The sequence below is a fragment of the Streptomyces sp. NPDC059524 genome (assembly GCF_042749255.1).
Taxonomy (GTDB): domain Bacteria; phylum Actinomycetota; class Actinomycetes; order Streptomycetales; family Streptomycetaceae; genus Streptomyces; species Streptomyces xanthii.
Window position 1 is genome coordinate 17,881 of sequence record NZ_JBHYTK010000041.1, and the last position, 14,465, is coordinate 32,345.

At 73.4% G+C, this 14,465-nt stretch carries 9 protein-coding genes; all 9 read left to right on the forward strand.

Translation table 11 applies throughout. From position 1 onward, the window contains the following. Window positions 1–63 precede the first annotated feature (63 nt). Genes ACFW9D_RS14530 through ACFW9D_RS14570 form a run of 9 tightly spaced genes read left to right on the forward strand, consistent with a single transcriptional unit; the run spans window position 64 to window position 14,463 of the window. Window positions 64–1,380: a nucleotide sugar dehydrogenase gene (locus ACFW9D_RS14530; RefSeq protein WP_384621758.1), complete on the forward strand. Its 1,317-nt coding sequence runs from the start codon at window positions 64–66 to the stop codon at window positions 1,378–1,380. Continuing rightward, window positions 1,370–2,632 (forward strand): glycosyltransferase family 4 protein, encoded by a 1,263-nt coding sequence (locus ACFW9D_RS14535; protein WP_188336179.1) that lies wholly within the window; start codon window positions 1,370–1,372, stop codon window positions 2,630–2,632. Before ACFW9D_RS14530 ends, ACFW9D_RS14535 begins: the two co-directional genes overlap by 11 nt. Continuing rightward, a complete protein-coding gene (locus ACFW9D_RS14540) occupies window positions 2,629–3,999 on the forward strand; it encodes a Wzz/FepE/Etk N-terminal domain-containing protein (protein ID WP_384621762.1) in 1,371 nt (456 codons plus the stop codon). The genes ACFW9D_RS14535 and ACFW9D_RS14540 overlap by 4 nt, the downstream gene beginning before the upstream one ends. Beyond that, complete coding sequence (locus ACFW9D_RS14545; protein ID WP_384621765.1) at window positions 3,996–5,561, forward strand: Wzz/FepE/Etk N-terminal domain-containing protein; 1,566 nt, start codon at window positions 3,996–3,998, stop codon at window positions 5,559–5,561. The genes ACFW9D_RS14540 and ACFW9D_RS14545 overlap by 4 nt, the downstream gene beginning before the upstream one ends. Window positions 5,562–5,563: 2 nt before the next feature. Next, window positions 5,564–7,498, forward strand: a complete 1,935-nt coding sequence (asnB, locus tag ACFW9D_RS14550; protein ID WP_384621768.1) for an asparagine synthase (glutamine-hydrolyzing) — start codon at window positions 5,564–5,566, stop codon at window positions 7,496–7,498. 54 nt (window positions 7,499–7,552) lie between these two features. Beyond that, complete coding sequence (locus ACFW9D_RS14555) at window positions 7,553–9,742, forward strand: bi-domain-containing oxidoreductase (protein ID WP_384621771.1); 2,190 nt, start codon at window positions 7,553–7,555, stop codon at window positions 9,740–9,742. Continuing rightward, window positions 9,739–11,670 carry an alginate lyase family protein gene (locus tag ACFW9D_RS14560; RefSeq protein ID WP_384621773.1) on the forward strand — a complete coding sequence of 644 codons (1,932 nt, stop codon included), beginning with the start codon at window positions 9,739–9,741 and terminating at the stop codon, window positions 11,668–11,670. Before ACFW9D_RS14555 ends, ACFW9D_RS14560 begins: the two co-directional genes overlap by 4 nt. Window positions 11,671–11,678: 8 nt before the next feature. Then, window positions 11,679–13,217, forward strand: coding sequence for a right-handed parallel beta-helix repeat-containing protein (locus tag ACFW9D_RS14565; protein ID WP_384621776.1), 1,539 nt, complete (start codon window positions 11,679–11,681; stop codon window positions 13,215–13,217). Window position 13,218: 1 nt separating this feature from the next. Further along, on the forward strand, window positions 13,219–14,463 hold the full coding sequence (locus ACFW9D_RS14570) for an O-antigen ligase domain-containing protein (protein ID WP_384621779.1): 1,245 nt from the start codon (window positions 13,219–13,221) through the stop codon (window positions 14,461–14,463). Window positions 14,464–14,465: the final 2 nt, after the last annotated feature.

Below are 14,465 nucleotides of genomic sequence, written 5' to 3' on the forward strand. Positions count from 1 at the left end.
GCGCCGTCCGACCGGCGTACGGACCGCAGGCCGAGGGGGCCTGCTTGGGGGGAAGGACGCGTCATGAGAGTCAGTGTGTTCGGGCTCGGCTACGTGGGCTGTGTGTCGGCCGCGTGCCTGGCCAGCATGGGGCACGAGGTCATCGGGGTCGACGTCAACCAGACGAAGGTCGACCTCGTCAACGCGGGCCGCGCCCCGGTCGTCGAGGAACGCATCGGCGAGCTCACCGCCGAGGTCGTACGGACCGGCGCCCTGCGCGCCACCCGGGACGTGCGCGAGGCGATCCGCGACAGCGAGATATCGCTGATCTGTGTGGGCACGCCCTCGGAGCCCAACGGCAGTCTGTGCACCACCTATCTGGAGCGGGTCACCGAGGAGATCGGCGCCGCGCTCGCCGAGCGCGGGGGCCGGCAGACGGTCGTGTTCCGCAGCACGATGCTCCCGGGCACCTGCCTCGACCTGCTCGTCCCGATCCTGGAGAAGAACGTCGGCGGCACCGCGGGTGTGGACTTCGGGGTCGCGGTCAACCCCGAGTTCCTGCGCGAGGGCACCAGCGTGCGGGACTTCTTCGACCCGCCCAAGACGGTCATCGGCGAGCTCGACCCGGCCAGCGGCGACGCCGTCGCGGAGCTCTACAAGGGCCTGCCCGGCGACGTGTTCCGCGTCCAGGTCCCGGTCGCCGAGGCGATCAAGTACGCGGACAACTCCTTCCACGGCCTCAAGATCGGCTTCGCCAACGAGCTGGGCGCGGTGTGCCAGGCCCTCGGCGTCGACTCGCACCAGGTCATGGACGTCTTCCTGGCCGACCGCAAGCTGAACATCAGCCCCGCCTACCTGCGGCCCGGCTTCGCCTTCGGCGGCTCCTGCCTGCCCAAGGACCTGCGCAGCCTGGTCCACGCGGCGCAGCGGGCCGACGTCTCCGTCCCGATCCTCGCCCATGTGCTGTCCTCCAACTCCGCGCACCTGCAACGGGCGGTGGAGCTGGTCGAGCGCACCGGCAAGCGCAAGGTGGGCCTGTTCGGGCTGTCCTTCAAGCCCGGCACCGACGACCTGCGCGAGAGCCCCCTCGTGGAGCTCGCGGAGCGCCTGTTCGGCAAGGGCTACGAGCTGAAGATCTACGACGCCAACGTGAGCCTGTCCCGGCTGATCGGCGCCAACCGCGAGTACATCGAGGGCCGCCTCCCGCACCTCGCGCAGCTCCTCGCCGACTCCGTCGACGAGGTCCTCGAGCACGCCGAGGTGTGCCTCGTCGGCACCCGTGATCCCGCCGTCCTCGCCGCGCTGCCGCACGGCGGCGGCCCGGCGATCGTCGATCTCGTCCGCCTCCCCGACGCCGAGGCGCGCCGGGCCGAACCGGGGTACATGGGCCTTGCCTGGTGACACGTCGTACGAGGGAGCGGCCGCGCGCGGCGGGCACGGCCGGCGCGCGCTGATCCTCGTGGAGAACCTCTCGGTGCCCTTCGACCGGCGGGTGTGGCAGGAGTGCACGACGCTGCGCGACGCGGGCTGGACGGTCGACGTCATCTGCCCGCAGGGCAGCAAGCGCGACACCGAGCCGGAGGCGGTGATCGACGGGATCCGGATCCACCGCTACCCGCTGCGCGCGGCCACCGGCGGACCGTCCGGCTATCTGCGCGAGTACGGCTCGGCGCTGTGGCACACCGCGCGGCTGGCCCGCAAGGTCGGCCCGGTGCACGTCGTGCACGCCTGCAACCCGCCCGACCTGCTGTTCCTGCCCGCCCTGATGCTCAAGCGGCGCGGCGCCCGCTTCGTCTTCGACCAGCACGACCTGGTGCCCGAGCTGTACCTCTCGCGCTTCGGCCGCGGCGAGGACCTGCTGTACCGCGCCGTGCTCGGCCTGGAGCGGCTGACCTACCGGGCCGCCGACATCGTGCTCGCCACCAACGAGTCGTACCGGGACGTCGCGGTACGCCGCGGCGGACAGCGGCCCGAGGACGTGTTCGTGGTGCGCAGCGCGCCGCAGACCGACCGCTTCCAGCCGGTCCCGCCCGAGCCGGAGCTGAAGCGCGGCAAGCCCCATCTGCTGTGCTACCTGGGCGTGATGGGCCCGCAGGACGGGGTCGACTACGCGCTGCGGGCGCTCGCGAAGCTGCGCGACGAGCGGAAGCGGACCGACTGGCACGCGGTGTTCGTCGGCGCCGGCGACGCCTTCGACGCGATGGTGGAGCTGTCCCGGGAGCTCGGTCTCGACGAGCAGGTGGAGTTCACCGGGCGCATCCCGGACGCCGACCTGGTGCGCTACCTGTCCACCGCGGACGTCTGCCTCTCCCCCGACCCGTGCAACCCGCTCAACGACGTGTCGACCATGAACAAGGTCCTGGAGTACATGGCGATGGGCCGGCCGATCGTCTCGTTCGACCTGCGCGAGGCGCGGGTCTCCGCCGGTGAGGCCGCGCTCTACGCGTCCGGCGACGACGAGTCCGCGTTCGCCGGCCTGATCGAGCGGCTCCTCGACGACCCCGACGAGCGGGCCCGGATGGGCAAGATCGGCCAGGAACGGATCGGCGGCCCGCTGGCCTGGAGCAACTCGCAGGCCTCGCTGCTCGCCGCGTACGCCGCCGCCTGCCGAAAGCGCCGCGCGCCCCGCATCGGACGGAGGCCACGCCGTTGAACGACGACACGCTGCGCCTGGTCACCATCGGGCGGATCCTCCGGCGGCGCTGGCGGCTGCTCGCCGTCCTCACCGTGCTGGGCGCGCTGGTCGGTTACGGCACCTCGGTCGTGTTCCCGCCGCGCTACACGGCGGCGGCCTCCGTCCTGCTGCCCGGGCAGTGGGAGGAGCGGGAGCTGTTGACGCAGGTGGACGTGGCGACGAGTTCGGCGGTCGTCGACCGCACCGCCGACGAGCTCGGCTGGACCGACGTCAGCGGTGAGGAGCTGCGCAAGCGGGTGAGCGCCGAGGCCGCCGACGGCAACATCATCACGATCTCCGGCACCTCCGACACCCCGCGTCACGCGCAGCGGCTCGCCGACACGATGGCCCGGCAGTTCGTGAAGTTCTCCGCGCGGCTCGCGGGCGGCGACGCCGACGCCCAGCCGGCGAACGGTCCGGAGGCGCTGCGGCAGAAGGTGGCCGAGACGAACCGCCGCATCACGGAGCTGGCGAACTCCGCCGACCCCGGGCGGACCGTGGAGAGCGTCCAGGCCCGTACCGCGCTGGAGAAGCTGCGGACCTCTCTGGAAGAGGCCATGACGAAGCTGGACCAGGCCGACCCGGCGAACGAGAAGGCCGGCATGGTCGTCATGGGCCCCGCGGCCCGGCCGACGAGCGAGGCGCCCCCGACCCGGGTGCAGCTCGTGGCGGCCGGGGCGCTGCTGTTCCTCCTGCTCGCGGTCGTCGGCCATCTCGCGGCGGCGCGGGTCAACCGGCGGCTGCGCACCGAGGAGGAGATCACCGCGGCGCTGGGCTCGGTGCTCCTCGGCACGGTCGACGTACCGGGTGAACGGCCCGCGCGGCGGCCCCGGGAACGGGGCGCGCGGGCGCTGGCGCGGCGGCTGCTCGGCACGGACGTCCGCTGGGACCTGCCGGCCCCGCAGCGCTCCGGCGACGAGGCCGGCCGGCGCGTGCGCTACCGGCGGGTGTGCGCCCGGCTGCGGGACCGACTGCCCACCGCGCGGCGGCTGCTGCTCGTCGTGCCGGACGGCGACGAGATCGCCGTCCGCGCCGCGGGACAGCTCGCGGCCGAGGCCAAGGGCGATCCGCTGCTGCGGGTGGTCGAGGTGGCGGTGGACCGGCCGATGGTGCCGGACGCCGATCTGGAGTCCGGCGCCGTCGTCGTGCTCAGCCCGGGCAGCCGCACGGCGGAGGAGCTCGCGGGGATCAACGAGGCCTGCGCGGACGGCGGGCACGAGGTCGTCGGCGTCGTCGTCGCCGGCGCGGTGCGGGGCGGTCCGGCGCGGGCGGCCGGACCGGGGCCCGCGGACGACGCCACCGTGGCGCTCACGGTTCGCCACCACGCGACGGGAGGTTCGGCGTGACGACGAGCACGACGACGGAGGCGAACGAGACCACGGTCCTCCTGGATCTCCAGGGGCTCGTGGTGTCGGTGCGCAGGCGCCGCCGCCTGTGGGCCTCACTGGCCCTGTTCGGGCTGCTGGTCGGCGCGGCGGTGGCGGTGCTGCTGCCGCCGTCGCCGAGCGCCGCGACGAAGGTCCTGGTCGCGCACGCGGAGGACCAGCCGAACGACACCGGGACGCTGATCCGCACCGACGTGGAGGTGCTGGGCACCACCCGGATCGCGAACGCGGCCCTGAAGGAGCTCGGGTCGACGGAGAAGCCCGAGGACTTCCTGCGGGACTACCGGGGCACGGGCCTGACCAACAACGTCCTGCAGATCGACGTGAAGGCCGGCTCCGACGCGCAGGCGGTGGCCCGGGCCCGGGCGCTGGCCGACGCGTTCATCGCCGACCACGTACGGCGGATGCGGGACACCGCGCAGGCCGAGGCCAAGGCGCTGACCGACCAGCGGGACCGCATGCGGACCGAGCTGGAGGAGGTCAACCGGACGATCGGTGACCGCTCCCCGGACAGCGACCCGAAGGCGTCGGCGAGCCTGGAGTCGCTGTTCGCCCGCCGCGCCGAACTCAACTCGCGGATCGCCGACTTCGACCAGCGGGCCGAGGAGGCCCGCATGGGCACGCCGCGGCTCGTCGCCGGGACGCAGATCGTGGACGCACCGCGCGCGGTGCGGCACTCCCTGCCCAAGGCCCTCGCGACGAACGGCGCGATCGGTCTGGTCCTGGGGCTCGTCCTCGGTCTCGCCCTCGCCGCGGTCGGCACCGTGGTCGCGGACCGGCCGGTGCTGCGCCGGGACATCGCGACGCATCTGGGCGCCTCGGTGATCGCCGAACTGCCCCGCCGCTCGGGCCGCCGGTGGCAGCGCCGCCGCACCCGCGCGGCCCGCGAACGGCTCACCACGGCCCTGGCCCGCACGGCCCGGGACGCGGCGGAACCGGTGTCGCTGCTCGAACTGGGCTGTGCGCGCGGCACGGCGGTCATCGCCCTGGACCTCGCCGACCGGCTGGCGCAGGACGGGCCCGTGGTCATCGTCGACGGGCAGCCGGGGCTCCAGCTCGCGAGCCGGCGTCAGAAGCCGGGCGAGCCGACCGTGGTGAGCGGCGAGCGGGCGGCGAACGTGCCGGACGGGATGCGCCGCATCGGCGTCGGTTCCGTGGCTCCCGGCACGGCGTGGACCGACCTGCGGCACCTGGGCACGCACACCGTGCTCGTGGTGCGGGCCGGGCACGGCAGCGCCGCCTGGCTGCACACCGTGGCACGGCAGCTCGCCGACCAGCGGATCCCGGTGCTCGGTGTGGTGCTCGTCGACCCCGATCCGAAGGACCGGACCGACGGCACGCTGTGGGACGGGCTGCACACGGCGCTGCGCGGCCGCGGCGAGCGGACGGCCCGGCAGAACGGTGGGGGTACCTCCCACTCCCTCGGGGCTGTGGGGGAGGGCCGGCGGCGCACGGAGCGCGCCGAGCGGCCCGCGCCGATGTGGGCCGCACGGGTCCCGGACAACGACCAGGAGGCGCGCTAGGCATGTGTGGCATCGCAGGGACGTACCGGTGGCCGGACGGGAAGCTCGTGACCGACCGGCTCACCGACACGCTCGCCCACCGCGGCCCGGACGGTGCGGGCCGGTACAGCCATCAGGCCGGTGACGGCGAGGTGCACCTCGGGCACCGCCGGCTGTCCATCATCGACCTGTCGGAGACCGGGGCCCAGCCGATGGTCTCGGACGGCCTCGTGCTCACGTACAACGGCGAGCTGTACAACGCGCCGGAGCTGCGGGCCGAGCTGGCGGCGGGCGGGGTGCGGTTCCGCGGCACCTCCGACACCGAGGTGCTCCTGGAGGCGTGGCGGCGCTGGGGCACGGACTGTCTGCCCCGGCTGCGCGGCATGTTCGCGTTCGGCGTCTTCGACGAGCGCACGGGTGAACTGGTGCTGGCCCGCGACCAGTTGGGCATCAAGCCGCTGTTCCTGCTCCGGCGCGGCGAGGGTCTCGTGTTCGCCTCCGAGCTGAAGGCGCTCGCCGCGGCGACCGGCGGCTCCCTGGAGGTGGATCCCGGGGCGCTCGTCGCCTCGCTGCTCTACTACTGGGTGCCGGACTCGCGGTGCGCGTTCCGCGAGGCGGAGAAGCTGCCGCCGGGCAGCTGGCTGCGGGTGCGGCCGGACGGGCGCACGGAGCGCGGCCGGTACTGGCACCTCAAGGAGGTCGCCGCCGAGGGGCAGGAACGGGCCCGCAGCGGTGAACTCCCGGATCTGGCCGCGATCGTGGAGGAGTCGACGCGGCGCCATCTGCTCTCGGACGTGCCGGTGGCGACGTTCCTGTCCGGGGGCCTGGACTCCAGCTGGCTGACCGCGCTCGCGGCCCGGCATCAGCCCGGGATCTCCGCTTACACGATCGGGTTCCGCGCGGAGGACGCCCGGTTCGAGGCCATGCCCGACGATCTGCGCTACGCCCGGCAGGTCGCCGCCCGGTTCGGGGTCGATCTGCACGAGATCGAGATCGCGCCGGACGTGCTCGACCTGCTGCCCCGGATGACGTACCACCTGGACGAGCCGATCGGTGATCCGGCCGCGATCAACACGTATCTGATCTGCTCGGCGGCCCGGGAGGCCGGGGTCAAGGTGATGCTGTCCGGGATGGGGGCCGACGAGCTGTTCGCCGGGTACCGCAAGCATCTGGCGAACCTGCTGGCGCTGCGCTACCAGCGGGTGCCGCGACCGGTGCGGCGCGGTGTGTCGGCGGTCGTGGACCGGCTGCCGGTCGCCACGTCCCGGCGGGGCCTGCGCTCGGTGCGGTTCGCGAAGCGGTTCCTGTCCTTCGCGGAGCTGCCGGAGGAGACCGCGTTCCGGCGCAGCTACACGATGTACGACCGGGGCGAGCTGCTCGACCTGGTCGATCCGGACCTGGCCGGGACGGTCGAGGACGTGCTGACCGAGCACGCGGACGTGTACCGGGACAACGAGCTCGACGACTTCGTGAACCGCATGTGCCTGGGCGACGCGCGGATGTTCCTGCCGGGCCTCAACCTGGCGTACACGGACCGCTCCAGCATGGCCGCGTCGACCGAGGTGCGGGTTCCGTACGTGGACGTGGAGGTCGTGAGGGCGGCGTTCGCGGTGCCCGGCGACCGCAAGATCGTGGGCCGGCAGGGCAAGGCGGTGCTCAAGGAGGCGGCGACCTCGATCCTGCCGCGGGAGATCGTGTACCGGCCCAAGGGCCTGTTCAGCGCGCCGCTGCGGGCCTGGATGAGCCGCGATCTGGCGCCGCTGGTGCGCGAGGTGGTGCACGACGGGGAGCTGGTGCGCTCCGGGTTCCTGCGCCGCGAGGCCTTGCAGCGGCTGGTCGCCGAGGACGCCTCGGGGCAGCGGGACCACTCCAAGCACCTGTGGCACGTACTGACGCTGGAGCACTGGTACCGGAGCGCGACCACCGGGGCGGGGCGGGACACACACATGGCCGCTTAGCGGGACCTCGCAGGGCACTGTTCGACAACTGGGCTGGAAACAAGGGGACTTCGAGTGAAGCAGGTTGTGCAGAACTACAAGAGCGGCGAGCTGGCGCTGCTCGACGTGCCGGTGCCGGGGTGCAAGCCGGGCGGGGTGCTGGTCCGCAGCGCCTTCTCGCTGATCTCGACCGGTACGGAGCTCATGAAGGTGTCCGAGGCCGGCATGTCGATGGTGGGCAAGGCCCGCTCGCGCCCCGACCAGGTGGCCAAGGTGATGCAGAGCGTGGCCACCAACGGGGTGCCCGCGACGTACCGCAAGGTGATGGGCAAGCTGGACTCCTACACGCCGCTGGGCTATTCGCTGTGCGGGGTGGTGGAGCAGGTCGGCGCGGGTGTCGACGACGTGGCGGTCGGTGACCTGGTGGCCTGCGCGGGCAACGAGCACGCGCTGCACGCCGAGCTGAACTGGGTGCCGAAGAACCTGTACTCCCGGGTGCCGGACGGTCTCGCGCCGCGTCACGCCGCGTTCGGCACCGTCGGTTCGATCGCCCTTCAGGGCGTGCGGCAGGGCGAGCCGCAGCTCGGGGAGACGGCCCTGGTCATCGGGCTCGGCCTGATCGGGCAGCTCGTGGTGCAGCTGCTCACCGCCTCCGGGGTCCGCGTGGTCGGCGTCGACCCGGACCCGGTGCGCTGCGAGCTGGCCGAGCGGCTCGGCGCGGCGGCCTGCGGCGATCCCGAGTCGGCGGCCGTGACGGCGGCCGTCGCCGAACTCACCGACGGGCACGGCGTGGACCAGGTGTACCTGGCGGCCGGCGGCGGCAGCAACCAGCCGGTGGAGCTGGCCGCGCGCCTGGCCCGGGACCGCGGCCGGGTCGTCGACATCGGCAAGTGCCGCCTCGACCTGCCGTGGAACGCGTACTACGAGAAGGAGCTCGACGTCCGCTTCTCGCGCAGCTACGGGCCGGGGCGCTACGACCCGGAGTACGAGCTGGAGGGGCGGGACTACCCGATCGGCTACGTGCGCTGGACCGAGCGCCGCAACCTGGCGTGCTTCCTCGACCTCATGGCCCGCGGCTCCGTCGACGTGGAGCCGCTCATCTCGCACGTCGCCGGCTTCGGCGAGGCCGTCGAGACGTACCGCAGCCTGAAGGAAGGCGAGCTGAAGGCCGTCGCGGTGCTGTTCGAGTACCCCGGCCCGGCGGACGCGGCCGAGGCGCCGGAGGTGAGCGTGCCCGCCGTGACCGTGAAGCACAGTCCCGTGCGGGCCGCCGTGACGCCCGTACGCGTGGCGTTCGTCGGGGCGGGCAACTACGCGACGTCGATGCTGCTGCCGCACCTGGCGGGCCGCGACGGCGTCGAGCTGTCGACCGTCGTCACCACGACGGCGCTGTCCGCGGCCAACGCGCAGCACAAGTTCGGCTTCCACCGGGCGACGACGGACCTGGACGCCGTGCTCGGCGACAAGGACATCGACGCGGTGTTCGTGGTGACACGGCACAGCTCGCACGCCGAGCTGACCCGCAGGGCACTGCTCGCGGGCAAGGCCGTGTTCGTGGAGAAGCCCCTCGCCCTGTCCGAGGAGGAGCTGGCGGATGTCCTGAAGGCGGTCGAGGAGTCGGGCAACGACCGGCTCCAGGTCGGCTTCAACCGCCGCTTCGCGCCGCTGCTCCAGGAGGCCCGGCAGCGCTTCGGCGAGCGGACGGGCCCGGCGAGCCTGCGCTATCTGGTGAACGCGGGCCGGCTCGACCACGGCAGCTGGTACCTGCGCCAGGGGACGGAGGGGTCCCGGTTCGCGGGCGAGGGCGGGCACTTCGTCGACACGGCGAGCTGGCTGCTCGGCGCCGACCCGGTGTTCGTGTACGCGACGGCGTCCTCCGGCGAGGAGGACCTCCAGGTGCTGCTGCGCTACCCGGACGGCTCGACCGCCACGATCAGCTACGTCACGACGGGCGCCCCGGGCTTCCCCAAGGAGACCCTCGACCTGGTCGCGGACGGCAAGGTGCTGCGGCTCGACGACTTCGTGCGGGCCTCGGTGTATTTCGGGACAAGCACAGCCGGGCGCAAGCGGTGGGTCAGTTCGCGGCTGCCGAAGGCGCGGGACAAGGGGCAGGAGGCCGAACTGGCCGCGTTCGTCCGGGCCGTGCGCTCCGGCGGGCCGATGCCGGTGCCGCTGGAGTCCCTCGTCGCCACGACGGCGGCCACCCTCGCGGTGCGCACGGGCCTGGCCGCGGGCGCCCCGGTGACGCTGGCGAGGCAGCCATGACGATGAGCGCGGGCTGGTACCTGCGGCGGCTGTCCCGGATGGACCCGCGGGAGGTCGCGGGCCGGGCCGGCGACGCCGTGCGCCGTCGGCGGTGGCGGTCGGCGCCGCCCGAGGCCCCGGCCGTGTCCGGCGCCCGGTTCACCGCCGTGCTGCCCGCCGGGGCGCTCGCCGACGTGGCGCCGGACGCCGTGAAGCGGCTCGTCGCCGAGGCGGACCGGCTGATGGACGGGCACGCCGAGTTCTTCGGCGTGGTCCGCGACGATCTGGCGGACCCGGACTGGTGGTACGACCCGAAGACCGGGCGCCGGGCTCCCGCGGGCTACGCGTTCGACGTGCCGTACCGGGACGAGGACGCGGTCGGTGACATCAAGCAGATCTGGGAGCCGTCCCGGCACCAGTACCTGACGGTGCTGGCCGCCGCGTACGCGCTGACGGGCGACGAGCGGTACGCCGAGCGCGTCGCGGAGCACCTGCGGTCGTGGTGGGCGGGCAACGCGCCGCTGCGCGGGGTGCACTGGGTCAGCGGCATCGAGCTGGGCATCCGGCTCCTGTCATGGGTGTGGGTGCGCCGGCTGCTCGACGGCTGGGCGGGCGCGCCCGCGCTGTTCGAGCACAACCCGGTGGCCCTGCACCAGATCTGGCACCACCAGCACTGGCTGGCGTCGTTCCCGAGCCGCGGCTCGTCGGCGAACAACCACGTGATCGCGGAGGCCGCCGGGCAGTCCGCCGCGGCCTGCGCCTTCGACTGGTTCCCGGAGTCGGTGCGGTGGCGCACCGACGCGCTGCGTCTGCTCGACCGGCAGCTGCGGGCCAACACGTTCGGCTCGGGGCTCAACAGGGAGCTGGCCACCGAGTACCACGGTCTGGTCCTCGAACTCGGCCTCGCGGCGGTGGCCGAGGCGGACGCCGCGGGCGCGGCGGTCCCCGCGACGACGCGGCTCGTGCTGCTGCGGATGACGGACGCGCTCGCGGCCGTCGTGGACGAGCGGCTGCGGCCCCCGCGCCAGGGCGACGCGGACGACGGGCACGGTCTGGTCCTGGACGGCGCGGGCACCGGCCGCTGGGGCTCGCTGCTCACCACCGGCGCCACCGTGTTCGGCCGCCTCGGCTGGTGGCCCGAGGTGACCGGCACCGACGTGCGCACCCCGCTGCTCACCGCGCTGCTGCGGCCGGGCGCGCCCGCCGTGGCCCGCCCCGACCGCCGTCCGGCGCACTTCTCTGACGCGGGCCTCACCGTGCTGCGCGGCGCGGACGGGATCTGGTGCCGGTGCGACGGGGGGCCGCACGGCTTCCTGTCCATCGCCGCGCACGCCCACGCGGACGCGCTGTCGGTGGAGGTCCGCCACCAGGGCGTCGACGTGCTCGCCGACCCGGGGACGTACTGCTACCACGGTCAGCCCGAGTGGCGGAGCTACTTCCGCTCGACGCTCGGCCACAACACGCTGGAGCTGGACGGCGCCGACCAGTCGGTGTCCGGCGGCCCGTTCCTGTGGACCCGGCACGCGACGAGCCGCGTCCTGCGCGCGACAGCGTCCCGCTGGTGCGCGGAGCACGAGGGCTACGAGGGGTCCGTGCACCGGCGCAGCGTCGAACTGGACGAGGAATCACAGGAGTTGACGATCGTCGACGAGGTGTGCGGCGGCCCGCGCCGGGACGTGCGCCTCGCGTTCCACCTCGGCCCCGCGATCACCGCCGAACTGGAGGGGAACCGCGCCGTGCTCACCTGGACGCGCGACGGCGAGGACCGCCGCGCCGTGCTCGACCTGCCGGGGCGGCTGTCCTGGCGGGCGCACCGCGGCGAGAGCACGCCGCCGCTCGGCTGGTACTCCGCCGGGTTCGGGCGCAAGGAGCCCGCGACGACGCTCGTCGGCACCGGATCCACCGACGGCACGGAGGGTTTCACCACCGTGCTCGGATTCCGCGGCTAGGGGGGCGCGTGGCGATCAAGAGGAGGCACTGGGCGGGGGCGGCGGCAGCGCTGGCGCTGGTCCTGCCGGCCACCGCCGGGTGCACGAGCTCGCCGGACGCGTCGGCGAAGCCGGGTGGCGCGCCCACCACCTCGGGGACTGCGGCCACGACCGTGGCCCGGGTGTGCGCCGCCCCGGCGGACGGGCCCGGGAAGGCTCCCGAGGGCGCGGTCACCGTCGACCCGAAGGTGGTCGGCGATCTGGCGGCGAAGACGAAGAAGAGCCCGCCGAACACGACGTTCTGGCTGCGGCCCGGCACGCACCGGCTGGACCCGGACCGGTTCGCGCAGGTCATCCCGAAGAAGGGGGACCGCTTCGTGGGGGCGCCCGGCGCGGTGCTCGACGGCGGGAAGAAGAACCAGTACGCGTTCGGCGGCACCGCCGCCGACGTGACGATCAGCCATCTCACCGTGCAGGGCTTCGTCGCGCCGCCGGACGAGGGCGTGGTCAACCACGACTCGGGCGACGGGTGGGTGATCGAGCACTCCACGATCCAGCGGAACACCGGCGCCGGTCTCATGGCCGGGGCCCGCCAGCAGGTCCGCTCCAACTGCCTGCGGGACAACGGCCAGTACGGCATGAACGCCTACAAGTCGAAGGGCCGGATCAAGGGCCTGGTCGTCGAGGGCAACGAGATCGTCGGCAACAACACGGGCGACTGGGAGAAGAAGCGGGAGGGCTGCGGCTGCACCGGCGGCGTCAAGTTCTGGGCCGTGGACGGCGCCGACGTGCGCGGCAACTGGGTGCACGACAACCGGGGCACCGGCCTGTGGGCGGACACGAACAACAACGACTTCCGCATCGAGGACAACGTCCTGGAGGCGAACGACGGCGCCGCGCTGATCTACGAGACGAGCTACAACGCGGTCGTCCGGAACAACACGATCCGGCGCAACAACTGGGTCGAGGGCCGCGAGCGGGCCGACGACGGCGACAGCTTCCCGTTCGCGACGGTCTATCTGTCCGAGTCGGGCGGCGAGCCCCGGGTCCCGGCCCGCACGGACAAGATCGAGATCTACGGGAACGTGCTGGAGGACAACTGGTCCGGGATCACCCTGTGGGAGAACGCGGACCGGTTCTGCAACAGCCCGGCCAACACCTCGTCCGGCGACTGCACCCTGCTGGTGCCGAAGACCTCGAGCTGTGCGCGGCCCGCGATCGCGAAGGACCCGCTGTACTCCGACTGCCGGTGGAAGACCCAGCGGGTCGACATCCACGACAACCGCTTCTTGCTCGACCCGGACGTCGTCAAGTGCAAGGCGGAGTGCGGCCGCATGGCCGTCCTCGCCAACTACGGCACCTATCCCGACTGGTCGCCGTACAAGGGCGAGAAGGTCGCCGAGGCGATCACCGGCAAGCAGCACAACCGCTGGTACGACAACGACTACCGCGGCCCGTGGAGCTTCGTCGCCCACGACCCGAGCCGGACGCTCGACTTCAAGGAGTGGCAGGCGGGGCCGTACCGGCAGGACGCGGGCAGCACACTGCGCGTACGGGACGGTGACTGAGATGGACGGCGCCGCCGCGACACGCGCGCCCCGCACCGTCGGGGTCGTGTGGGGACTCCTCGTCCTCAACACGCTGGGCTCCGCCGGGGCGAAGACGATCGTCCCGCTGCCCCGCTCGGTCATCCAGGTCGTCACGATGGGGGCGCTGGTCGGCGCGTTCGCGCTGGCGCTCACGGTCAACCTGCGGCTGCGCGTGCGGCCCAGCGCCTACGTGCTGCTGCTCTCGCTGCTGGTCGTGGCGAGCGTCATCGCGAGCGTGAACCTGGAGGCCGGCCTCGGCGCGCTGTTCCGCTGCGCCCGCCTCGCGCTGTTCGTCAGCACGCTGTGGCTGCTGAGCCGCTGGTGGGACGGCGGTCTGACGTTCGTACGGCACCACATCCGGATGTACTTCTTCGTCCTCGGCTCGGTCGCGGCCGGCCTCGCCGTCTCACCGGGGGCCGCCCTGCCGGACCTGTACGGGGGCCGGCTGGTCGGCGCGCTGTGGCCGCTCACCCCGCCGCAGATCGGCCAGTACGCGGCGGTCATCATCGGGCTGACGGTGCTGCTGGTGCTGGGCCGCAGGACGGACCGGGCGAGCGCGGTCGTCGTCATCGTGCCGTCCCTCGTGCTGCTCGCGCTGACCCACACCCGCACGGCGACGCTCGGCCTGATCATCGGGCTCGTGCTGGCGATCGGCTCGCTCTTCCTGACGAGCGCGGCGGCCCGCCGGTTCTTCGGCTGGGCGGTGGTGTGCGCGACGGTCGGCGCCGTCGCCTTCGCCTCCGCGCTCCAGTCCTGGTTCCTGCGCGGCCAGACCGAGGAGAACTTCTCCAGCCTGACGGGCCGGGCCAAGGTCTGGGACGCGCTGCTCGCCGCGCCCCGGACCACCTCGGAGCAGGTGTTCGGGATGGGCCTCGGCGACAAGTCGTTCGGCGGGCTGCCGATCGACAACAGCTGGCTGGCGGTCTACAACGAGCAGGGCCTGATCGGGGTGACCCTCGTCGCGGCCGTCGTCCTCGTGCTCGGCGGCGTCGCGCTGCTGCGGCCGCCGTCGCTCCAGCGGGCCTGCGCGATCTTCCTCATCAGCTACTGCGGGATCGCCTCGTACACCGAGGCGGGCCTCGGCGACGCCTCGCCGTACCTGCTGCACCTGGCCGTCGCCGCCTCCCTGCTGGCGGTGCCCGCACAGGCCGCGCCGGTGCCGTCGCCCGACGTCCCCCGGCGCCGCACAGCACGCCGCGCGCCCCGCCGTTCGGAGGTGTCCTGATC

Bases quoted from the DNA above. Each gene is read 5' to 3' on its own strand.
- ACFW9D_RS14570 (WP_384621779.1), top strand. From the start codon at position 13,219: ATGGACGGCGCCGCCGCGACACGCGCGCCCCGCACCGTCGGGGTCGTG.
- ACFW9D_RS14560 (WP_384621773.1), top strand. From the start codon at position 9,739: ATGACGATGAGCGCGGGCTGGTACCTGCGGCGGCTGTCCCGGATGGAC.
- ACFW9D_RS14530 (WP_384621758.1), top strand. From the start codon at position 64: ATGAGAGTCAGTGTGTTCGGGCTCGGCTACGTGGGCTGTGTGTCGGCC.
- asnB (WP_384621768.1), top strand. From the start codon at position 5,564: ATGTGTGGCATCGCAGGGACGTACCGGTGGCCGGACGGGAAGCTCGTG.